Here is a 21,435-nt window from a genome sequence, read left to right as displayed (position 1 = left end):
GAACGCCGCGGAGAGATGATGCAGCACAGCCCCAACAGACCAGCGCCAGCCGTGAACAGGATTCAAAACAACCTGCTTGCGGCGCCGGAGAGACGTCTGCTGAACTGGCTGTGCAGCATCATGCCTCGCTGGGTCACGCCCGATATGCTCACGACGCTGGGCGTGGTGGGCGGGCTTGCCACCTTCATCGGCTATGCCGGCAGCAGCTTTGGAGACCAATGGCTGTGGCTGGCCATGGCGGGCTATGTGATGCAGTGGTTCGGCGACTCGCTGGATGGCAGCCTCGCCCGCTATCGGCACATTGAGCGGCCATCCTACGGTTACTTCATTGACCATAGCTGCGACGGCATCGTCACCTTGCTCATTCTGGGCGGCATGGGCTTCAGTCCCTATGTCCGGGTGGACGTCGCGATGTTCGCGGTCGTCGGCTATCTGCTGCTCTCCATCCACGCCTATCTCGCGGCTCGGGTGATGGGCGAATTCAAGCTCTCCTATGGCATAGCCGGGCCGACGGAGCTGCGCTTCGTGCTGATCGGCATGACCATCGGCATGATGCTCACCGACCCCACCAAGGCGCCGGCTATCTCGCCGTTTGACATGATCGTCGGCGGCGTGGGCGTGATTTTCGTGGTGCTGTTCGTCAGCCAGACGCTCGTTGCGGGCCGTCAACTGTCCCGGTCGGACAACGCCCGGCGCGGGTAAACGGCGCCGCGCCGAACGGGGCCTGCCTTATTCGGCAGCCTCTTCCAGATGACCATGCGGTGTAGCCTGCATCGCCGCGATGCCGAGCTTTGCGAGCAGCGCGCCATCCCTGTCGTCGCCGGCATTGGGTGTGGTGAGCAGCTTGTCGCCGGTGAAGATGCTGTTGGCCCCGGCCATGAAGCAGAGCGCCTGACAGGCCTCGCTCATGCTCTCCCGCCCCGCTGAAAGGCGGACCATCGCCTGCGGCATGGCGAGCCGCGCCACTGCCACCGTGCGGACGAATTCGATCTCATCAATCTTGGCGAGCGGCGTATCGGCGAGCATGTCGCCGAGCACGGTGCCCTTGACCGGCACCAGCGCGTTGATCGGCACGCTCTCCGGATGCGGCATCGTCGCCAGCGCGTGGATGAAGCCAATGCGATCCTCGCGCGTCTCGCCCATGCCTACAATGCCGCCGCAGCAGACGTTGATCCCCGCGGAGCGCACGGCCTCCAGCGTCTCGATCCGGTCGGCAAAGCTGCGCGTCGTGATCACCTCGCCATATTTCTCCGGCGCGGTGTCGATATTGTGATTGTAATAATCCAGCCCTGCCTCGGCGAGCATCTGCGCCTGACCGGGCGTCAGCATCCCCAGGGTCATGCAGGTTTCCAGGCCCATCTCGCGCACGCCCTTCACCATCTCGATGAGGGCGGGCATGTCGCGGTCCTTGGGGTTGCGCCAGGCTGCCCCCATGCAGAAGCGGCCCGAGCCGGCATCCTTGGCCTGCGCAGCGGACTGGAGCACGGCGCGCACGTCCATCAGCTTGGTGGCCTTGAGGCCGGTCTCTGCATGGACGGACTGGTTGCAATAGCCGCAATCCTCCGGGCAGCCGCCGGTCTTGATCGAGAGCAGCGTCGAGAGCTGCACCTCGTTGCGCGGATGATTGGCCCGATGCACGCCCTGCGCCTCATAGAGCAGATCCATGAACGGCAGATCGAACAGCGCGGCGATTTCCTCGCGCGTCCAGTCGGTGCGGGGGGCGGTGGTCACCGGCGCGGCTGGGGATGAAAGCTGTGTCATAGCCTGCCCCTCTGCCTTAGGCGGACGCGCTTGAAAAGCCACTCTTGCCATTGGCGGCATCCGCATAGCGCCTGAGCGCATCCGCATAACGCCTAACCAGCCGCCGCGCCTGTTCGTCGGCGGGCATCGCAGCAAGCGCCGCGCTCAGCCGCGCAGGCCATTCTCCCGGCAGATCGCCCAGCCGCTCTCGAGCGATGCCGATGGTGAAGAGGATGGCACGGCTCTCCGGCAGGCGCCTCAGCGTTTGCCGTTCGCAGCGGACGATCAGCGTCTGCCCGGCATTGTCCGGCGTGACATGCGCAAACGCGGCGGCCTCATCGACGGTCGGGAGATAGCGCCACTCCATGGACGGCACGATGAACCAGTTGGCCCGCGCGAAAATTGGCCCCGCTTTCAAGCTTGCCATGAAGTGATCGACACCGGGCGCCAATTGCTCGGCATAGCCATGGATGGGCGCATGGATCTGCGCCATCGGTCGGCCGATCTTGTCCGCAAGGCGCCAGTCGGTCGGGAAGCCCACCGCAGCGGCGGTAAGGTGCCACGGGTCACCCGGCTCCGCCTGCTGCATGATGCACAGATCTTCCCAGCAGCCGCGCGCGATATCGCCCAGCTCTCCTGAAATGCCGATCATCGCGCCGACCTCGCGGACGGCGCCCTCGGCACCGGGCAGCAGCTGAACCGCCTCCGGGTGCGCGTCGAATACCGCCGAGCGGGCGGCGCGGTCGAAGTCCGGCCAGAGCCAGTCCTCCTCCGGCACGCGGCGCAGGCCCATGGTCATCGCACGGCCCATCCGCGCTGCGCCCAGCAGATCGGGCACGGAGAAGCCAAGCGTCATGCTGCCCCGCCTCCGTGCCCGGCTGCCATCCTCAGAGCGCGTCCAGCGCCTGCGCCATGTCCGCGATGATGTCATCGATATGCTCGATGCCAACCGACACGCGCACCACGTCCGGCCCGGCGCCAGCTGCGACCAGTTCCGCCTCTGACAGCTGGCTATGGGTGGTCGAAGCAGGGTGGATGATCAGCGAACGGGTATCGCCGATGTTGGCCAGATGGCTGAACAGCTTGACGCCGGAGACGAGCTTGATGCCAGCCTCGCGCCCACCCTTCACGCCGAAGGTGAACACGGCGCCGCCTTTGCCGCCCAGATAGCGCTGCGCGAGCGCATGATAGGGGTCGTCCGGCAGACCGGCATAGCGCACCCACTCGACCTTGGGATGCTTCTGGAGCCACCGCGCCAGCGCCAGGGCGTTATCGCAATGCCGCTCCATGCGCAGCGACAGGGTTTCCATGCCAGTGAGCGCGAGGAAGGCATTCATCGGCGCCAGCGCCGGCCCCAGATCGCGCAGGCCCAGCACCCGGCAGGCGATGATGAAGGCAATCGGCCCTACCGCGTCGCTGAGCACCGCGCCGTGATAGGAGTCGTTGGGCTGGGTCAGGGCCGGGAACTTGCCGGACTTCACCCAATCGAACTTGCCCGCGTCCACGATCACGCCGCCGATGGAATTGCCATGGCCGTTGAGGAACTTGGTGACCGAATGCACCACGATGTCCGCGCCATGCTCGATCGGGCGGCACAGCACCGGCGTGGCCAGCGTGTTGTCCACGATCAGCGGAATGCCGGCGTCATGCGCGATCTTCGCGATCGCCTCGATATCCTGCACCACGCCGCCGGGATTGGCGAGGCTCTCGATGAACACGGCGCGCGTGCGGTCCGTGATCGCCGCGGCGATATTGGCCGGATCGTCCGCATCCACGAAGGTCGAGCTCCAGCTCATCTTCTTGAAGCTGTGGCCGATCTGGTTGAGCGAGCCGCCGTACAGCTTCTTGGCCGCGACGATGTGATCGCCGGCTTCCAGCAACGTGTGGAACGCCAGGAACTGCGCGGCATGACCCGAGGCCACGGCCAGCGCGGCAGCACCGCCCTCAAGCGCCGCAATCTTGCCTTCCAGCGCGCCGTTGGTGGGGTTCATGATTCGCGTGTAGATGTTGCCGAACGCCTGCAGCGCGAACAGGCGCGCGGCGTGATCGGCATCGTCGAACACATAGGATGCCGTTTGATAGATCGGCGTGATCCGCGCCTTGGTGGTCGGGTCGGGCTCGGTTCCGGCATGGACAGCGAGGGTATCGATCTTCTGGCTCACGGGGCTGCTCTCCTTTGTTTTGCGCGAAGCGTGACCGACAGCGGCATGGACCGCCGTACAGAAGGCTCCTTAGCCTCTCGCCAACGCAAAGCCTACCGCCAGCGCGTGCCCGCAGACCGATGATCCTCCACCTGCTTGCAGAGATCGCTCCCGATCGCCAACTAGGCACCACAGACAGGACACGTCATGCACATCCAGGATCCCACGCCCCGCCCCCGCCAGATCGCCGAGATCGGCAGCTATCATGCGCATATTTATTATGATGCCGCGACGCGCCCGGTGGCGGAGCGCCTGCGCGCGGGCGTGTCCGATCGATTTTCTGTCCGGCTGGGGCGCTGGCACGATCGGCTGGTCGGGCCGCACACGCAATCCATGTTCCAGATCGCCTTTGCCTGCGATCTGTTCGACACGCTGGTGCCCTGGCTGATGCTCAACCATGGCGGACTGAGCATCCTCATTCATCCCAATACGCTGAACCAGCGGCGCGATCATCTGGAGGACGCGCTGTGGATCGGCACCCCGCAGGCGATCCTTGGCGACCGCCTGCCGACCGAGGGCGCAGAGCCGAATGATGTGGGCGAGATCAATTCAGCGCCCGTCGCCGGAGTCACCATCTAGCGAGGCAGCATCCCCTCGCCGCAGCGCCTCTCGGAGCGGCGCGACAAGCATAGAAAAACCCCGCCAAGTCGTTGAACCTGGCGGGGTTTTCCATGGTGGGCGTGGCAAGGATTGAACTTGCGACCCCTGCGATGTCAACACAGTGCTCTACCACTGAGCTACACGCCCACTTGAGAGGAGAGGCCCTTACGCAACGCGCGAGGGCGGCGCAAGCGCAAATATCAGAGAAGGTTCTCCGCGCTGGTGCGATTGAACATTCGGTCGACCTCCATCACCAGATCGCGCAAGTGAAACGGCTTGGAGAGAACCTTGGCTTCCGGCGCGACGCGCCCCGCGCGCAGGGTCACCGCTGCAAAGCCTGTGATGAACATCACGCGCGTATGCGGCGAGACGGACGCGACATGCTGGGCCAACTCAATGCCGTCCATTTCCGGCATCACGATATCGGTCAGCAGCAGATCGAAATGCTCGGCCTCGATGATCGGCACCGCCGCCGTGCCCCGGTCCACCGCCACGACCTCATAGCCGGAGCGTTCGAGCGCACGAACGAGATACTGCCGCATCGAGTCATCGTCTTCCGCCAACAAAATGCGAAACATGCGCGTGCCGAAGCCTCCGGGATACTCGTCGATCACACCGCCATAAAGCCTGATAGGCCTTGGCGTCACCCCTTGCTTTATGCGAAAAGCGATTAAGAATTTCCATCAGTTGCGGCCAATTGCGGAAAATTTCGCAGCCGCAAGCGGCCCTGTGGAGGACCATTGCGACCCAAGCCCGCCCGGAGTCATGACGCGTTTCATCACTACGGCGTGGCCGGTGATTGCGGTCCTCTGGTGTTCGCCGTCCCTCACGCGGGGCGGGATTATTCCCCCGCCCTGCTCGCGCGGGCCCGGGTTTCGCAAAAGGCCTTGCAGGGGCTTGAGGACCGCTATGCCGATCTGCTGGTGGAAAGGCTCATCGAGCAAGGCCATCATGTGCTGGTCGCGCGCCAGCCCCGCGCCCTGATCGATCTCAATCGCGACGAGCGGGAAGTCGATCTCCGAGGCATCCAAGGGGCGCCATGGAGCTTTCGTGGCCAGAGCAGCGCAAAATTGCGCGGTGGCCTGGGCCTGATCCCGGAACGGCTGGCGACGACGGGCGGTCTCTGGCGCGACCCCCTGCCCTACGCCGCCCTGTGCCAGCATATCGAGCAGGTGCATCGCCCCTACCACGCCGCGCTGGCGGCTGCGCTTGACGTGACGCGCCGGCGCTATGGCATCGCGCTGCTGCTCGACATTCATTCCATGCCGCCGCTCAAGATCACCACGACCGACATACCGACTCCGCGCGTGGTGATCGGTGACCGATTCGGGCGGAGCGCAACGGATCGGCTGACCGACCTGTGTGCGGACGTCATCCGCCGGCACCGGCTGCCGGTGGCGATCAACGCGCCCTACGCGGGTAACCATATTCTGGAGCGACATGGCCGGCCCGAGCGGGACGTTCACGCCATTCAGATCGAATTCGATCGGTCGCTCTATCTGGATGCGGCAATGGCCGAACCGGGGCCTGGCCTTGCCATTGTGCAGGGCCTGCTTATGACACTGGCCGAGCATCTCTCGCGCGAGCTGATTGACTTTGCCCGGCCGCTGGCGGCCGAATAGCGCAGACCGAGCCGTCTTCGTTTAACCATAAAAAACCACCCCGTGCGATGCACAGGGTGGCCCAGGTTCAGGGAGGAGACGTCCCGAAAGGGCGGGACGCCCACGCAACGGCTCGAAAGGGGGAACAAGCCATTACGTATTTTGAAGTTAAGGCACGGCCCGAGCCTTTTCAAGCCCGGGCCGCAAGAGGTAGATGATTTTTTCAACTTATCGCCTCGCCCCGCCGAAAAATCGAGCGGCTGAGCGAGGGCGCGATTTAGCTGATCTGGTAAGCCGGCACCGGGCCGAGGCCGAGGGCGCGCTGAGCGAAGAACAGCTCACGCATGCCCTGCAGCGAGAACAGATGCGCATGGATGAGCGGAAGCGCACCGCTCTGGTTGAACTTGCGCAGCTGATCGCCGCGCAGCTCGCGCAGCTTTTCCTCGTTGACCATTTGGAAGCCGCGATAAACGAAGGGCTGCTCTTGATCGGGAATCTGGATGCTCAGCTCGCCGTCCATCAGAAGCTCCTGCTCCTGCAGTTCCTTGACGAACTGGCCGGTGCGCATCGCAGCTTCCTCAAACTGCTGGCAGAAAGCGAGCAGTTCCTTGGTCAGCTCGCTGGCCTCGCCATTTTCGATGAGCGGACGTCCGTCCTCATACTCACCGACGATTTCGCTGGTCGGATCGAAGCACAGCGACAGCTCGTCGGAATCCGGACGCAGGCGCACCAGCATCCAGGGGTAGCGACGGATATAGGCGGGAACATAGCCGTCCTCGCGGCGCAGCTTGCCCTCGCTATCGACCAGCGTGTTGACGCCCTCGTTGAGGCCCATCAGCGCTAGCGGCACGGGATTCGGGCCGCTGGAGAAGACGATCGGCAGGAAACGCTGGGCCTGCGCGAACTCGTCGAGCGTCAGCGGGACGGCGTGGACGCCCACGATATGCGGCGCGGTGTCATAGTTGCGCAGCGTGTACTTGCCGTGCTGCTCCACATTGAGCGGCACCAGATCGTTATAAAGCAGAGGCAAATTCTGGGCTTGTGGCGCGCTGGCCATGACATCGGTCTCCTGAAACGGACATGGATCAGCCCGTTCCCGATGGGCCGGCTGAATGACGCCCGGCCATAAAGGGCCGCTCGGGCCTAGGCAAGGGGCACAAGCTTGCCGGGATTGAATAGGCCCTGTGGATCGAACGCCCGCTTGATCGCCCGCACCGCATTCAGCTGGGCGGGTGGCGTAAGACGCGCAAACTCCGCGATCTTCATCTGGCCGATCCCGTGCTCGGCCGAGATCGATCCGTGCATCGCCACGACGATGTCGTTGACGAAGCGCGTCGCCTCTTCCCCGTGCGTGCCGAGCCAATCCGCCCCCTGCCCCGGGCCAGTGCCGGCCGGCGCGCGGACATGGAAGTGCACATTACCATCGCCAAGGTGCCCGAAGGACGAAGCCGTCGCCCCCGGGAACCGCGCCTCGCACGCCGCTGCCGCCTCGATCATGAAGCGGGGCATGTCCGCAATCGGTACGCTCACATCGAACTGCAGCGCAGGCCCCTGCGCCCGCTCCGCCTCCGATCCGCTTTCCCGCAGTTTCCAGAACGCTTCGGCCTGCGCCTCGCTGGCGGCGATGGCCGCATCGACGACCAGACCTTGTTCGAAGGCCTCGGCCAGAGCAGCCTCCAGCCGAGCAGCCGCGCTCTCTTCCTCGTCGGCCGCGTCCAGATCCACCTCGATCAGCGCATTCCACGGGGTTCGAGTCTCGATGGGCGCGCGGGTATCGGGGATCACATCGAGCACATGGCCGAGCGTGTCGCGCGCCATCACCTCGAACCCCTCGACGACGGACCCAAGGCGCCGCTCGAGAAATCGTAGCAGCGCCAGCGCCTGCGCGGGGTCTTCCACGCCGGCCCACGCCACGGCCCGATCGGCAATCGCCGGCACCAGACGAAGGCTCGCGGCCGTCACGATCCCCAGCGTTCCTTCCGCCCCGATAAGCAGCTGCTTGAGATCGTAACCCCGATTGTCCTTCTTGAGCGCGGCAATCCCATCGTGGATCGAGCCATCCGGCAGCACCGCCTCGATGCCCTCCACCAGCGCGCGCATCGTCCCGTGCCGCAGCACCTGCGTCCCGCCGGCATTGGTGGAGACCAGCCCACCCACTGTTGCCGATCCCTTGGCGCCCAGGCTCAGCGGAAACCGCCGACCGACCGCCGCTGCCGCCTCATGCAGCGTCGAGAGAATGACGCCTGCCTCACACACGGCGAGATTGGCGGCAGGATCGATCGCGCGAATCCGGTTCATCGCGCGGAGCGAGAGGATGAGGGCGCTGCCATCGGCCGGGGGTGTGGCGCCGCCGACCATGGAGGTATTCCCCCCCTGCGGCACCAAAGCGACGCCATGATCGTGCGCGCAGCGGACCATCGCGGCCACCTCCTGCGTGGAGCGCGGCGTCAAAATGGCGACCGCCTCGCCATGATATTTGCCGCGCCAGTCGCCCAGCCAGGGCGCGATGAGATCGCGATCCTCTATCAGGCCACGGGGGCCGGCAATCGCACGAAAGGCGTCCAGAACTGTCTCGGAGATCATGCCCGCCTATATGCCCTCTGCGCCGCCGCATGACCACCATCTGCGCGCAAAAATGCTTGCGAAGCGCGCGCCTTCGTTGTTGATCATACAATTAATCGGCTGTTCAAGCGGTAAGGGTTAGGGCATTTTCCTCCCCTGGGGTCAGTTCATTGCCAGCATCGTCGCCAACCATTTTGCTGCCGCTCCTGCTTTTGGGAGCATCGCAGGCCGTAGAGGCCGAGCAGCGCGTGGCGGGCCCGGAAATGAGCCGCATGGCGCGCATGGAGCAGGTCCAGCTCGCCCAGCTCTCCATCGAACAGCGAGTGATCATCCGCATCCCGACCATGCCGGCGCAACCCCGGACAGCTGCACCGGCGCCGCCGGTCATCCAGTGGAAGGAAGGGCGCGGCCCGCGTTGCCTCCCCCTCAACCTGATCCGCGCGGCGGTGGTGACGCATGCCGATGGCGTGACGATGGTGGTGAGCAACACCGAGCGCTACCGCGCCCATCTGGGGCGGGCCTGCCGGGCAGCGGACTTCTATTCGGGCTTCTACATCTCGCCCGACAAGGATGGGGTGCTGTGCGCCGGGCGGGACATGCTGCATGCTCGCAATGGCTCTGCCTGCGAGATCGAGCGCTTCTCGCGCCTCACGCCCCAGGTCGTGCACGCCGAGCCTGACGACGAGCCAAAGCGCGCGCGGTCTGACCGATAACTCCTGATAAGCGGGGCGGAATTTCGCGTTCCGCGTTCGAGGCCAGAAACCATATCGCCGCCGCAGCATTATCATGACGGGGAGCCTCAAGGCTCGCGGACGTCGCGTCAATCGCGACAGGGGAGCCGTCGTTGCGACTAAGATTACTGAAGGCAGGCTTGAAGCCAAGCGCGCAGAACTTTGGAAAAGCCTGGCGTGGAAGCTTGCTGGCGAGTGCCGGGATGCTGTGCCTTCTCGCGCATCCCGCTCAGGCGCAGCCCCCCTCGACCGATCAGGCGCAGCCGACCCGGAATTCAGACGCGGCCCCAGTCGAGCCGATCATTTCAGACGAAGAGTTCGACGCCAGCATTCCACCGATCGACGAAAGCGCGCCCCTTGGCAGTGTCCAGGCATGGGAAGCCGAGGCAGACCGGCGCGCGGCCAGCACCGGGCGCGATGCCAGCGTGAGCGCCGAGCCGACCCCCACCGAACAATCGGCGGCGGATGAGGGCCTGCCCGCTCCGCCAGAACTGGATGAGGAGCTCGACCGGCCCCTCACCCCGCTCTACGCCTTCGACGTCGAAACCTTCGATGAGAGCCAGTATACCGAGGCTGACGAAGGCCCCGCCCCTTCGCTGCGCTACAGCTACAAGATCGAGGGTCTCTCCGCGCTGGACGGGGCCGGCCCGGTGCTGCCCGTCGATGGCGGAGACATTGTCAGCCAGTTCAAGTCGCTTTCCGCGCTCGAGGATGGCGATGGCAAGGCGGACAATGGCGCCATGATCAATGCCCGGCTGGAGGAAGACCAGAAATTGCTGGTCGATATCCTCTCCTCGCAGGGCTTTTTCGATGCCACGGTGCGGGGTTCGCTGGAGCTTCCCGAGCAGGACAGCAAGGGGCCGATCACGGTCATCCTGCAGGCCACGCCCGGCCCGCGCTATCATCTGGGCGAGATCCGGTTCGATGCACCGCCGGTGCAGCCGGAGGATCTCATCACCCGCGCCTTCCGGCCCCGCACTGGCGACCCCATCGTGGCGGAGCGCATTCTCGGCGCGGAGGCCAATATCGCAGTCACCCTGCCGGAGAACGGCTATCCGTTCGTGAATGTCGGCCAGCGTGATATCGTGCTCGATCCGGAAACGGAGGCTGGCGACTACACGCTGCCGATCACCCCCGGCCCCCGCAGCAGCTTCGGCGACATCGTGGTCGAGGGCGAGAAGCCGGTGTTCGAGCCGGACCATATCCAGAAGATCGCCCGCTTCCGCAAAGGCGAGCTGTATGACAGCCGCAAGATCGATGATTTGCGACAGGCGCTGATCGCCACCGGCCTGCTCTCCGTGGGATCCGTGACGCCCCGCCCGAGCGCCGAGCCTGCGGGCGACGGCACCGACTATGCGACCCTCATCGTCAATCAGGAGGCCGGCCCCGCCCGCACCCTCGCCGCCCAAGCCGGATATGGCACGGGCCAGGGCGTCAAGGTCGAGGGGAGCTGGACGCACCGGAACATGTTTCCACCCGAGGGCGCGCTCATTGTTCAGGGCACGGCCGGCACATTGGAGCAAGGCCTCGGCGTCTCCTTCCGTCGCTCGAATGCCGGCAAGCGGGACCGCAGCGTGGAACTGGGCATCGATGCGCGCCACAGCAATTTCGACGCGTTCGAGGCGTTCACGGGCCGTCTTTATGGCCGCATCGCCTACGAAAGCACGCCCATCTGGCAGAAGCGGCTGACCTATAATTTCGGCTTCGAGCTGCTCGGCTCCAACGAGCAGGATTATAATTTCGACGCCGGTGAGCTGCGGCGGCGGACCTATTATGTCGCGGCGCTGCCGGGTCAGGTGACGTTCGACACATCCAACTCCCTGCTCGACCCGACCCGTGGCTTCCGGATCTCGGCCTGGCTCTCCCCAGAGGCATCGCTGGGCAGCGGCGCACAGACCTACGCCCGCGCGCTGCTGGAAGGCACGGGCTACTACCCCATCTCGGACGGGTTCGTGCTGGCCGGCCGTGCGCGCGTCGGCATGATCGGCGGCGCGGCGCGTGAGCAGATCGCACCCTCGCGGCGCTTCTACGGCGGTGGCGGCGGATCGGTGCGCGGCTTTGGCTATCAGGAACTCGGCCCCAAGGATCCCGATGCCCGGCCGATCGGCGGCCGCAGCCTCGTCGAGGCCGCGGCGGAAGTGCGCTATCGCTTCGGCGATTATGGCATCGTCGGCTTCATCGATGGCGGGCAGGTCTATACCAGCCAGGTGCCACGCTTTGACGATTGGCGCTTCGGCGTCGGCATAGGCGGGCGCTTCTACACCAATTTCGGCCCGATGCGGCTCGATGTCGCCACACCGATCAACCGCCAGCCGGGAGAATCCCGTATCTCCGTCTACGTCTCCATCGGGCAGGCTTTCTGATGGCTGATCCGACCCCGCCCCCCGCGCCGATCGCCCCGGATATGCCGGAAGAGACGACTGCCGAAACCGTGATCGTCCGCCGCCGGAATTGGCCGCGCCGCGTGCTGATCGGCATCGGCGCGCTGCTCGCCTTGCTGCTGGCCGTCATCATTGGCGGCTATGCCTGGCTGAACAGTGACAGTGGGCGGGGGTTCGTCACCCGGCAGATCACCGGGCTCAAATTCGAGAACGGCATGTCGATCGGCATTGGGCGGATCGATGGCTCGATCTTCGGCGCCATGCGTCTGCGCAACGTAGAGGTGCGGGATACAAAGGGCGTATTCCTGAGCGCGCCGCTCATCGAGATGGACTGGCGGCCGCTCGCCTATGCGCGCAGCCATGTCGACATCCGCTCCCTGTTGATCCCCGCCGCCCGGCTGCATCGCTCGCCGGAATTCAAGCCGACGCCATCCAGCGATGGGCCGCTGCTGCCCGATCTCGACATTGACGTGAACCGGCTCGACATTGGCCGCCTGCAGATCGACACCCCGGTGACCGGCCGCAAGCACCTGCTCGGCCTCGCCGGTACCGTCCACATTGCGGACCGCCGCGCGCGGATCAAGGCGGACGGGCGCGCCATTGTGGCGCCGGGCGTTGCGGGTGGTGACAGGCTGGCGCTGCTGCTCGACGCGGTACCGGAATCCAACCGCCTGGCGGTCGATCTGCGCGTGACCGCCCCGGCGCAGGGCTTGCTGGCGAGCTACACCGGCATCGCCGAGCCGACAGCCATCGCGCTGGCGGGCAAGGGTGACTGGCAGAGCTGGAGTGGCAAGCTGACGGGCCGCATGGGCAGCGAAAGCCTTGCCAATGTCGCGATCACGGGCCGCGACGGCACCTTCACGGTGCGTGGCCCCTTGCGGCCCGGCCTTTTCCTCACCGGCCCGGCTCGCGCCATGCTCGAGCCGGTGACGCAAATCGACATGACCGCTGCCCTCGCAGACCGCCGCGCCCGGATTCGTGGCGGCCTGGCCAGCGACAACTTCACCTTCGGCGCCCAAGGCCTCATCGATCTGGGTGCCAGCCGCATGGAGAATCTCGATCTCGCCTTCCGGCTCACCAAGCCCAGCGTGATCGCGGAGAATCTGCGCGGCGCGGATATCGCGATGAACGCCACGCTCAATGGCGCCTTCGTCGCGCCGACGATCCGCTATGGCGTGAACGCCCGCCAGATTGGCTTTGGCGCCACGCTGATCGAAGGCCTCGCCGTCTCGGGCAGCGCGACGCTGGACAAGGACCGCTGGATGATCCCCGTCGAGGGACGGGCCCGGCGGATCAGCGGCGTCAATGCCAGCATCGAGCCGCTGCTCACGAATGTGCGTCTGGACGGCGACCTGGCTTATGCCAATGGCCGCATCCTCTCGGACAATATGCGGCTGCGGTCTGACCGGATCGACGCCACCGCCGTGATCGTGGCCGACCTCAACACCGCGCTCTACACTGGCGCCCTCAATGGCCGGGTGAATGGCTATCAGGTCGAGAGCGTCGGCATCTTCAATCTGCAAACCGACATGGACCTCAAGACCGGCCAGAACGGCTCTTTCCGCCTTGGCGGCCGCGTCACCGCGCGCTCGACACGCCTGCTGAACGACGGGTTGCAAAGCTTTCTTGGCGGCAATGCACTCATCGTCGCGGATGTCGGCTATGACAGCAATGGCGTGGCCAGTGTCGAGCGGCTGAACGTCTCGGCGCCACAATTCCGCATGACCGGCGCGCGCGGTCGCTACGGCGCTGATGGCAGCGTGCGCTTCTCCGGGCGCGGAAGCTCGGATCAATATGGCCCGCTGGGCGTCGAGGTGACCGGCACGGTCAATCGGCCGCTGGTCCGGCTGGCAGCCGAGCGACCGGGCCTTGGCATCGGCCTCGCCAATGTGACGGCGACCGTGCGGGGCGACAACGGCACCTATCTGGTGCAGGGCGAAGGCGCCTCCGACTACGGTCCGCTGGACCTCAATCTGGCTATAATGACTGCGCGCGGACCTTTGACCGTCGATGTGCGCCAAGGCACGAGCTTCGGCGGCGTCGGCCTCTCCGGGCGCATCTCGCAAAGCCGCGCCGGCCCGTTCGAGGGCACATTGCTGGCCGATGGGTCCGGCATCAATGGGCGGGTTGCGCTTTCCGCGCAGGGCCCCGTGCAGCGCGCGCTGGTAGATGCCACCGCGCGCAATGCCAGCCTGCCCGGCAAGGCCGGCCTTACGGTGGAGCAGGCGCTCATCAAGGCAGACATTCTGCTGACGGAGCAGCCGCAGATCGTTGCCGATGCGCAGCTTGCCGGCACGCGGATGGGCGATCTCACCATCGCGGTCGCGCGGGGCACGCTGAATTATCGCGACGGCGGCGGTCAGGCGAAACTGCTGGTCGAGGGCCGCACGCGCTATCCTTTCCGCCTGGCCGCCAACGCCCGCATGGCGCGAGACCTGTGGCAACTCGCGCTGGACGGTCGCTTCAACGGCGTCGACGTCAAGACAAGCTCGCCGATGCGAATCGTGCCATCGAACGGACGCTATACGCTCGCCCCAACGCGGCTCACGGTCGGCGGCGGCACCTTGCACCTTGCCGGCCATTATGGTGACGGCATGGCCGTGCAGGCCAGAATGCAGGATCTCAACCTCGCCATCGCCAACCCCTTCGTGCCTGGCCTTGGCCTCGGCGGAAAGGCCACCGGCAGCCTCGACTTCACCCAGGCCAGCGAGACGGCCTTCCCCGCCGCCGACGCTCGCCTGACGATCGACGATTTCACCCGCACCAGCCTCGCGGCCGTCTCCGAACCGGTCGATATCCAGTTCGCCGGCCGGCTGATCCCGCAAGGTGGCGAGGCGAATGCGCTCATCCGCCGGCGCGGTGCCGCGATTGGCCGGATGAACGTCAGCCTCCAGCCGCTCGGGCCGGGCGCGGGTAGCTGGTCGACCCGCCTGCTCGCCGCGCCTCTGTCCGGCGGCTTGCGCTACAACGGCCCGGCCGACGTGCTCTTCTCGCTCGCCGCGCTGCCGGACCAGAGTCTCAAGGGGCCAGTCGGGGTCGCCGCCGATTTCAGCGGACGGGTCCGGTCGCCGCAACTCACGGGGGTCGTGCGGGCCAGCAACCTCACTTATGAGAACACCAGCTACGGCACCCGCCTTACCAACATGGCCGTGCGCGGGCGCTTCACCAACGACCGGCTGGAGGTCGAGAGCCTCACCGCCAATGCCGGCAATGGCACGGTCAGCGCCAGCGGATCGGTCTCGCTCAATTCCGATCAGGGCTTCCCGATCCAGCTCGGCATCGACATGAACAATGCGCAGCTGGCGCGCAGCGATGGCCTGCAGGCGCGGGCGACCGGCCAGATCCAGGTGGTCAACGGCCCCAACCAGCCACCGACGATCACGGGGCGCCTCACCCTGCCCGAGACGCGCTATCGCATCGTCTTCCAGGGCAGCGCGGAAGTCCCGACGCTGACCGGCGTGCGGCGCAAGCCGACGCTCAAGCGCGAGCGTATCTCCGGCGCGCCCGAGCCGATGAAGACCATCCCCTCCGACTGGCGACTGGACCTGCGCGTGCAGGCGGATAACCAGATCTATGTGAGCGGCATGGGCCTTGAGTCCGAATGGGCGGCGGATTTGCGCGTCGCCGGCACCAGCGCAGCGCCACAGATCACAGGGGGCGTCAACCTCGTGCGCGGCACGCTGGGCTTTGCCGGGCGCTCGTTCGAGCTTCAGCAGGGCCGGATCACCTTCAGCGGACCGGAGATGACCAACCCGCAGTTGCGCATCGTTGCGAGCGGCGAAGTCGAGGACGTGACGATCACCATCACGATCACCGGCAATGCTCAGGACCCGCAGATCGCGTTCACCTCCACGCCCAGCCTGCCGCAGGACGAGCTGATGGCGCGCATCCTGTTCGGCAATTCGGTGGGCGAGCTGAGCGCCATCCAGGCCGTGCAGCTGGCCGCCTCGCTCAACTCGCTGCGTGGCGGCTCGGGCGGCCTCAATCCGCTGGGCGTGCTGCAATCGGCCGGTGGCATCGATCGGCTGCGCCTGCTCGGGGCTGACGAGGAGACGGGCCGGGGCACGTCGCTCGCGGTAGGTCAGTATATCAGCAATGATGTCTATGTGGAGATCATCACCGATGCGCGCGGCCATACCGCCACGCAGCTGGAAATCAGCCTCTCGAAAGCGCTCTCGGTGTTGAGTTCGGTCAGCAACTTCGGCGGGTCCGGCGTGAACCTGCGCTACCGGAAGGATTATTGATGCGCGCGGTGACGATCCTGTCGATGCTGGCAGTGCTCGGGCTGGCGGGGTGCAGCAAGGAGCCGAGCTTCGATGAGCGCTACGCTACCGAATCCAACCGGATCGAGGGCATGGCGGCCAATATGCAGGCGCAGCTCGACGAGCAACTCAATGCCTCTGCCGCGGCCGGCCGCCTCGCCCTCCCCATCGATGAAAATGATGTGGCCGACAACGCCACGGCCCAACCATGACCAGCCAGACCGACACCGACCAAGAGAAGGAGGACCGCCCGATCTCTGCCCAGGAACTCGAAGTGCTTGCCGAAGAAATCCCTGGCGCAAAGGGCGATTCGCCGCTCTCTCTGCCGCCCAAAGCGTGGTGGGCGATCCTCAAGCGCATCTACGTGATGATCGGCTTCCATAATCTCAGCCTGCTCGCCGCCGGGGTCGCTTTCTTCTCCTTCCTTGCTTTCGTGCCGCTGATCGCCTCGATCGTTCTGCTGTACGGCCTCATCGGCGATCCGCAGATCGTCGCCAGCAACGTGAACCTTCTTCGCGGCTTCGTGCCGCCGGAGGTACTCACGATCCTGGAAGAGCAGCTTCTCGCTATCGTGACGACCAGCAAGGCAGCGCAGGGCTTCGGCCTGGTGCTGGCCCTCGCCTTTTCGATCTATGGCGCCATGCGCTCAGCGACAGCGATGATCGCGGCGCTCAACATCATTTATGAAGAGCATGAGACGCGCAATTTCTTCCGGACCACCGGCGTGGCCGCCGGCATCACCGTCGGCATGGTCGCGGTGGGCGTGATCGGCACCTTGGCGATCTCGCTGTTCACTTATGCCGGGCGCGTGCTCTCCGATTATATCGGCAGCGGTTCGGCGCTGATCATCCAGCTCGCGACCTGGATTTTCGCGGGCCTTTTGATCAGCCTGACCTTCGCCGTGTTCTACCGCTATGCGCCGGACCGCAGAGCCGCGAAATGGTGCTGGCTGTCGGTGGGATCGGTGCTCTCCACCCTGCTGTGGGTGGGGATCACGCTGGGCTTCGGCTTCTACGTCGCCAATCTGACCAATTATAACGCGACCTATGGCTCGCTTGCCGCTGTCGTCATCTTCCTTATGTGGTTGTTCCTCTCGGCTTATGCAGTGTTGATCGGCGCAGAGGTCAACAGCGAGATGGAGCGGCAGACAATGGTCGATTCCACCATCGGGCCGGATCGCCCGATCGGCCATCGCGGCGCGGTGATGGCAGACAATCTAGCGGTGAATGATGCCAGCCGCATATTGCTCGAAAAGAAGCGCCGGCGCGACGCCGATCGGGCTGCCAACAAGGCGCATTGAGCGGGGTCGCCGGGGACGCTGCCAATCTTTTCGGGAACGATCCGCTTCCCTCTCGTGTTCGCTCTATATCCGTAAGCAATGGGAGTAATGCCGTGACTGCAAGGATTTACGCCGTGGCCGCAATCGCCACGCTGGGTTTGGCAGCCTGTAGCAGCCCCGATCACACGCAGAACAACGCCGTGCCGGCCGATAATGTTGCCGACAATGCCATGATGGGCAATGCCACGGGCAATATGGCGAGCGGCGAAAGCGCCACCGCGACCCTGCAGACGGCGCAGGGCGCGCCGGCCGGCACCGCGACCATCCGCGCCATGGATGGCGGCTTGCAGATCATGCTCGCCCTGCAGGGCCTGCCTTCAGGGAGCAAGGGTGTCCATGTGCATATGACCGGCAAGTGCGATGCGCCCGACTTCACCACGGCGGGCGGTCACTGGAATCCTGCCAGCACCAAACATGGTCTGGAGAACCCGCAGGGTCAGCATGCCGGCGACATGCCGAACATCGACATTGGCGAGGATGGCCGGGGTACGCTCGAATACACGCTCAAGGGCGCCACGATGGCCGGCTTGATGGACACCGATGGCTCGGCGATCGTCGTGCATGAAGGCACGGACGACCAGCGCACCGATCCGTCTGGCGATAGCGGCGGGCGCATTGCGTGCGGCGTCTTCCAAGCGGGCGCCTGACCGCGCGTTTAGGTGATTTTCTCGAAGCCGGGGCTGATCGCGAGATCAGAAACCGGCTTCGACAGCCAGCCGGATGGCATCCGCCCCGGTTCGGACGCCCAGCGCCTGAAACAGCGCGGCGCGGTGCATTTTCACGGTCCGCTCACTGAGCCCCAGGTCGAACGCAATCTGCTTGTTGAGCTTGCCCGCCGACATCAGCACCAGGATTCGTCTTTGCCGTTCGGTGAGTGCCGAGACGCGCGCGGTGGCCATGCCCTTGCGGCTGTCCGGCCCGGCGGATGCCACGGCCGCAACCTCAACCTGAGACCCCAGAAAATATTCCAGCCCGCCATCGGTGTCGAACATCGGCGCGATCATCACCGCATTGCGGAACGGCGAGCCATCCTTGCGATAATTGGTGATCTCCACAATAGCCGGCTTCTTCTGCCGGATAGCCGAGCGCAGCAATTCGCTTGATGCGGCTTCCGTTTCGGCCCCGTGCAGGAAGCGGCAATTGCGTCCGAGAATTTCCGCGCGGCTATAGCCGGTAAGGCGCAAAAACGCCTCATTGCAGGCAATGATGGGATTATCGGCCAGCCGGGGATTGCTGATCACCGCTGCGGTCGAACTGGCATCGATGATGTCGCTTATGGCCATGCCAACAGCGATATCAAAAGCGGTACGCACCGCCAAGGTCTGGCGGGAGAATGGTGGTGTCCGGACGCGTTTTCTTGCGCGGCTGCATGGCAGCCTTAGCCCTCCAGCCCCCTCGCCCCCGGCCCCTCCTCTGAAGAAGAGGGAGTAAGCTGTGAGCCTTCCTCAGCCCTCCGGCCGGGCGTGCCGATCCAGAAAGGCCACGAAAAGCCCCAGCCACTGGCGGACCGGCAGTTGCGGCCAGCCCAGCCCGAAGCCGTGGCCGCCTTCCTCGAAGAAATGCGCCTCCACCGGCCGCGCCGCGACACGCAGCGCCTGCAGCATCTCCAGACTGTTCGACGGCGGCACCGCCGGATCGTCGAGCGCGTGCATCAGGAACGTGGGCGGCGTCTGCGACCCGACATGGGCGGCCGGCGAGCGCCGGGCGACCAGTGCGGGATCGGGCTTCTCGCCCAGCAGATATTTGCGCGAATCCGCGTGGGTATCCGGCATGCGCATGCTGATGACCGGATAGATCAGGCCGGCAGTGCGCGGCCTCGCGTCGAGCCGGTCGATGGCCTCGCGCGGGGCGTAAACCGGCTGCGCGAAATCGGTGATCAGGGTCGCCGCCAGATGCCCGCCGGCCGAGAAGCCGAGCACCGACACCTGATCAGGATCGATGCCGTAGGTTCCGACCATCGACTTGATGAGGCGCATGGCGCGTTGCGCATCCTGCAGCGGCACGTCGGACCGGTTGGTCCAGCCCTCCCCCGGCAGCCGGTGGACGAGGACGAAGACCGTATAGCCCTGCGCTGCAAGCGCCTCCCCGACCTCCGCCCCTTCATTGTCGATGGAAATGAAGATGTAGGCACCGCCAGGAATGACCAGCACCGCGCGGCCATTGGACTTGGCCGGACGGAAGACGCGCAGATAGGGCTTGTCGACATTGTGCATGAAAACCGGCGGCGCCTTGTCCATCGGCAGAGGACGTGCAGAAAAGCCGTTCTCGGGCGGCGCGCCCGTCCACAGGTCGATGATCGGCGCGGCAGTCCAGGAAGGCGGAATGACGCGAGGCGGCATCCCAGCCGGCGGCTGGGCAGCGGCCATCGGCACGCTTGCTGCACCGGCCACGACTGCCGCAATGCCCGCTGCCGCCAGAAAGCCTCTGCGATCCAGTGCGCCGTCTTCCTTTGCCATCAGTCCTGTCCCATCATCGTCGCCGGCTGAGCGGGCTTATGTTCACATCGCCGCAGACACTAGCGGTAATCGATTGCATTGCAAGCCGTCCGGCCAGTGGCGGCCGCCCCCTCAATCTGCCGATATTGAGCCAATCGACATTGCGAAAGCAATCGATTACAGCCATGCCCTCATCCGCCGCGCCTTGCTGCGGAATGATAATCTGCAGGCAGCCTGGTTCGACCGACGCTGCGATGGAACAATAAGGCCGAGAGGATCGCGAAGTGACGGAACGCCCCCACATCCAGCCGAGCAACGCATCGGCCCTGCTGAAATGGCTGGTCTTCCTGATGTTCGCGATGTTCGCGATGACCACCGATTCGGTCGGTACAGTGATTCCGCAGATCATCCGCGAGTTCAATCTGGGCATGACGGCGGCGGGATCGTTCCAATATGCGACGATGTCCGGCATCGCCATTTCGGCCATTTCGCTCGGCTTTCTGGCAGACCGCATCGGACGCAAGGCGACGATCCTCATCGGCCTCACCCTCTTTGGCCTCAGTTCTGTCGCCTTCGCAGCCGGGCATGATTTCCTGTTCTTTGTCGCCTTGCTGTTCATCTCGGGCATCGGCATCGGCATCTTCAAGGCCGGCGCGCTCGCGCTGATCGGGGACATCTCCCGCTCGACGCGCGAGCATTCGACGATCATGAATCTGGTCGAAGGCTTCTTCGGCGCCGGCGCGATTATCGGCCCGGCCGTCGTCGCTTGGTCGCTGCAGGAAGGGCTGAGCTGGAAGTGGGTCTACTTCCTCGCCGCCGGCATCTGCGCCCTGCTCGTGCTGGGCGCATTCGGCGCGCGCTTCCCGACCCCGGTGCGGGCCGATGAAAAACCTGCCGATCCGCGCGACGCTGCCCGGATGATGACCGATCCCACCGCCATGTTCTTCGCCACCGCTCTGATGCTGTATGTCGGCGCGGAAGCCGCGATCTACGTGTGGACGCCGACATTCCTCGCCAGTTACGAGGGCTCGAACGCGTGGCTCGCGGTCTATGCCGTCTCGATCTTCTTCGTGCTTCGCGCTGCCGGTCGCTTCCTCGGCGTGTGGCTGCTCGCCCGTTACGATTGGACCGCCGTGCTCGCCGTGTGCACCGTCGCAATGACGATCCTGTTCTGGATCGCCGTGCTGGGGGATAGGGACGTCGCCATCTACGCCCTGCCCGCCACCGGCCTGTTCATGTCCGTGCTCTATCCCACGATCAACTCGACGGGCATCAGCTGCTTCGAGAAAGCGCGGCACGGCTCGGTTGCAGGGCTGCTGCTGTTCTTCACCTGCCTCAGCGCCGTTATCGCCCCGCTCGCGATGGCGCTGATCGGCGACGGGCTGGGTGACGCGCGCTACAGCATCGCGCTTGGCGCGCTGATGGCGACCGGCCTTGCCATCCAGTGCATCTGGAACTGGCGCAAGCAGCCGTTCGCGAGCCGCTTGGCAGAGCGCAACAGCGCCGATTACCGCAAGGAAGTCATCATCGGCGACACCGGCCCGACCGCCTGACGGGCGCTCCAGGCGCGGACGCTGCGGCCC

General features: G+C 65.4%; 18 protein-coding genes and 1 tRNA gene. 10 read left to right on the top strand and 9 right to left on the bottom strand.

From position 1 onward, the window contains the following. The first annotated feature begins 18 nt into the window (after positions 1 to 18). Complete coding sequence (locus M2336_RS10640) at positions 19 to 702, top strand: CDP-alcohol phosphatidyltransferase family protein (protein ID WP_264574855.1); 684 nt, start codon at positions 19 to 21, stop codon at positions 700 to 702. Between the two features lie 27 nt (positions 703 to 729). Here M2336_RS10640 and bioB read toward each other — a convergent pair whose 3' ends face one another. From bioB to M2336_RS10625, 3 genes are read right to left on the bottom strand one after another with little or no spacing between them, the layout of a single operon-like run. Beyond that, positions 730 to 1,761 carry a biotin synthase BioB gene (bioB, locus tag M2336_RS10635; RefSeq protein WP_264572501.1) on the bottom strand — a complete coding sequence of 344 codons (1,032 nt, stop codon included), beginning with the start codon at positions 1,759 to 1,761 and terminating at the stop codon, positions 730 to 732. A gap of 16 nt (positions 1,762 to 1,777) precedes the next feature. Then, positions 1,778 to 2,596 carry a DUF3445 domain-containing protein gene (locus M2336_RS10630; RefSeq protein ID WP_264572500.1) on the bottom strand — a complete coding sequence of 273 codons (819 nt, stop codon included), beginning with the start codon at positions 2,594 to 2,596 and terminating at the stop codon, positions 1,778 to 1,780. Positions 2,597 to 2,627: 31 nt separating this feature from the next. Further along, on the bottom strand, positions 2,628 to 3,902 hold the full coding sequence (locus M2336_RS10625; protein WP_264592982.1) for an O-acetylhomoserine aminocarboxypropyltransferase: 1,275 nt from the start codon (positions 3,900 to 3,902) through the stop codon (positions 2,628 to 2,630). A 186-nt stretch (positions 3,903 to 4,088) separates the two neighbouring features. Here M2336_RS10625 and M2336_RS10620 point away from each other — a divergent pair, with 186 nt between their 5' ends. Then, on the top strand, positions 4,089 to 4,520 hold the full coding sequence (locus tag M2336_RS10620; RefSeq protein WP_264572498.1) for a DOPA 4,5-dioxygenase family protein: 432 nt from the start codon (positions 4,089 to 4,091) through the stop codon (positions 4,518 to 4,520). Positions 4,521 to 4,613: 93 nt separating this feature from the next. On the opposite strand, the gene M2336_RS10615 is transcribed toward M2336_RS10620, so the two are convergent. Together M2336_RS10615 and cpdR are read right to left on the bottom strand one after the other, a co-directional pair. Beyond that, positions 4,614 to 4,688: transfer RNA gene (locus tag M2336_RS10615), tRNA-Val, on the bottom strand. Between the two features lie 53 nt (positions 4,689 to 4,741). Then, positions 4,742 to 5,119: a cell cycle two-component system response regulator CpdR gene (cpdR, locus tag M2336_RS10610; protein WP_181561372.1), complete on the bottom strand. Its 378-nt coding sequence runs from the start codon at positions 5,117 to 5,119 to the stop codon at positions 4,742 to 4,744. 234 nt (positions 5,120 to 5,353) lie between these two features. Here cpdR and M2336_RS10605 point away from each other — a divergent pair, with 234 nt between their 5' ends. Then, positions 5,354 to 6,163 carry an N-formylglutamate amidohydrolase gene (locus tag M2336_RS10605; RefSeq protein ID WP_264572497.1) on the top strand — a complete coding sequence of 270 codons (810 nt, stop codon included), beginning with the start codon at positions 5,354 to 5,356 and terminating at the stop codon, positions 6,161 to 6,163. Between the two features lie 256 nt (positions 6,164 to 6,419). Here the strand turns inward: M2336_RS10605 and M2336_RS10600 are convergent, their stop codons facing one another. Beyond that, entirely contained in the window at positions 6,420 to 7,199 is a 780-nt protein-coding gene (locus M2336_RS10600; RefSeq protein WP_181559273.1) for a SapC family protein, read from the bottom strand. 86 nt (positions 7,200 to 7,285) lie between these two features. Next, on the bottom strand, positions 7,286 to 8,725 hold the full coding sequence (locus M2336_RS10595; protein ID WP_264572496.1) for an FAD-binding oxidoreductase: 1,440 nt from the start codon (positions 8,723 to 8,725) through the stop codon (positions 7,286 to 7,288). Between the two features lie 173 nt (positions 8,726 to 8,898). On the opposite strand from M2336_RS10595, the gene M2336_RS10590 reads away from it, so the two are divergent. The 6 genes from M2336_RS10590 (at position 8,899) to M2336_RS10565 (ending at position 18,064) form a co-directional block, all read left to right on the top strand. After that, positions 8,899 to 9,417: a hypothetical protein gene (locus tag M2336_RS10590; protein WP_264592981.1), complete on the top strand. Its 519-nt coding sequence runs from the start codon at positions 8,899 to 8,901 to the stop codon at positions 9,415 to 9,417. Positions 9,418 to 9,620: 203 nt separating this feature from the next. After that, positions 9,621 to 11,798: an autotransporter assembly complex protein TamA gene (locus M2336_RS10585; protein WP_264592980.1), complete on the top strand. Its 2,178-nt coding sequence runs from the start codon at positions 9,621 to 9,623 to the stop codon at positions 11,796 to 11,798. Beyond that, positions 11,798 to 16,060 carry a translocation/assembly module TamB domain-containing protein gene (locus M2336_RS10580; protein ID WP_264592979.1) on the top strand — a complete coding sequence of 1,421 codons (4,263 nt, stop codon included), beginning with the start codon at positions 11,798 to 11,800 and terminating at the stop codon, positions 16,058 to 16,060. The genes M2336_RS10585 and M2336_RS10580 overlap by 1 nt, the downstream gene beginning before the upstream one ends. Further along, positions 16,060 to 16,290: a hypothetical protein gene (locus M2336_RS10575; protein ID WP_181559269.1), complete on the top strand. Its 231-nt coding sequence runs from the start codon at positions 16,060 to 16,062 to the stop codon at positions 16,288 to 16,290. Before M2336_RS10580 ends, M2336_RS10575 begins: the two co-directional genes overlap by 1 nt. After that, positions 16,287 to 17,378 (top strand): YihY/virulence factor BrkB family protein, encoded by a 1,092-nt coding sequence (locus M2336_RS10570; RefSeq protein WP_264592978.1) that lies wholly within the window; start codon positions 16,287 to 16,289, stop codon positions 17,376 to 17,378. Before M2336_RS10575 ends, M2336_RS10570 begins: the two co-directional genes overlap by 4 nt. Before the next feature lie 92 nt (positions 17,379 to 17,470). Further along, positions 17,471 to 18,064: a superoxide dismutase family protein gene (locus M2336_RS10565; protein ID WP_264579232.1), complete on the top strand. Its 594-nt coding sequence runs from the start codon at positions 17,471 to 17,473 to the stop codon at positions 18,062 to 18,064. A 45-nt stretch (positions 18,065 to 18,109) separates the two neighbouring features. Here the strand turns inward: M2336_RS10565 and M2336_RS10560 are convergent, their stop codons facing one another. Together M2336_RS10560 and M2336_RS10555 are read right to left on the bottom strand one after the other, a co-directional pair. Further along, on the bottom strand, positions 18,110 to 18,700 hold the full coding sequence (locus M2336_RS10560; RefSeq protein ID WP_264592977.1) for a PAS domain-containing protein: 591 nt from the start codon (positions 18,698 to 18,700) through the stop codon (positions 18,110 to 18,112). 162 nt (positions 18,701 to 18,862) lie between these two features. Next, the gene (locus tag M2336_RS10555; RefSeq protein WP_264592976.1) at positions 18,863 to 19,873 is read right to left on the bottom strand and encodes an alpha/beta hydrolase; all 1,011 of its coding nucleotides are present in this window, start codon (positions 19,871 to 19,873) and stop codon (positions 18,863 to 18,865) included. Positions 19,874 to 20,136: 263 nt separating this feature from the next. Here M2336_RS10555 and M2336_RS10550 point away from each other — a divergent pair, with 263 nt between their 5' ends. Then, entirely contained in the window at positions 20,137 to 21,405 is a 1,269-nt protein-coding gene (locus M2336_RS10550) for an MFS transporter (protein ID WP_264572488.1), read from the top strand. The last annotated feature ends 30 nt before the right edge of the window (positions 21,406 to 21,435 follow it).

The sequence above is a fragment of the Sphingobium sp. B1D7B genome (assembly GCF_025961965.1).
GTDB lineage: Bacteria > Pseudomonadota > Alphaproteobacteria > Sphingomonadales > Sphingomonadaceae > Sphingobium.
This window is presented reverse-complemented; position numbering and strand designations above follow the sequence as displayed.

Excerpts from the sequence above, each read along its gene's own strand:
- M2336_RS10640 (WP_264574855.1), top strand. The coding sequence starts at position 19 with ATGCAGCACAGCCCCAACAGACCAGCGCCAGCCGTGAACAGGATTCAA.
- M2336_RS10570 (WP_264592978.1), top strand. The coding sequence starts at position 16,287 with ATGACCAGCCAGACCGACACCGACCAAGAGAAGGAGGACCGCCCGATC.
- M2336_RS10580 (WP_264592979.1), top strand. The coding sequence starts at position 11,798 with ATGGCTGATCCGACCCCGCCCCCCGCGCCGATCGCCCCGGATATGCCG.
- bioB (WP_264572501.1), bottom strand. The coding sequence starts at position 1,761 with ATGACACAGCTTTCATCCCCAGCCGCGCCGGTGACCACCGCCCCCCGC.
- M2336_RS10595 (WP_264572496.1), bottom strand. The coding sequence starts at position 8,725 with ATGATCTCCGAGACAGTTCTGGACGCCTTTCGTGCGATTGCCGGCCCC.
- M2336_RS10600 (WP_181559273.1), bottom strand. The coding sequence starts at position 7,199 with ATGGCCAGCGCGCCACAAGCCCAGAATTTGCCTCTGCTTTATAACGAT.
- M2336_RS10555 (WP_264592976.1), bottom strand. The coding sequence starts at position 19,873 with ATGGCAAAGGAAGACGGCGCACTGGATCGCAGAGGCTTTCTGGCGGCA.
- M2336_RS10575 (WP_181559269.1), top strand. The coding sequence starts at position 16,060 with ATGCGCGCGGTGACGATCCTGTCGATGCTGGCAGTGCTCGGGCTGGCG.
- cpdR (WP_181561372.1), bottom strand. The coding sequence starts at position 5,119 with ATGTTTCGCATTTTGTTGGCGGAAGACGATGACTCGATGCGGCAGTAT.
- M2336_RS10620 (WP_264572498.1), top strand. The coding sequence starts at position 4,089 with ATGCACATCCAGGATCCCACGCCCCGCCCCCGCCAGATCGCCGAGATC.
- M2336_RS10560 (WP_264592977.1), bottom strand. The coding sequence starts at position 18,700 with ATGGCCATAAGCGACATCATCGATGCCAGTTCGACCGCAGCGGTGATC.
- M2336_RS10630 (WP_264572500.1), bottom strand. The coding sequence starts at position 2,596 with ATGACGCTTGGCTTCTCCGTGCCCGATCTGCTGGGCGCAGCGCGGATG.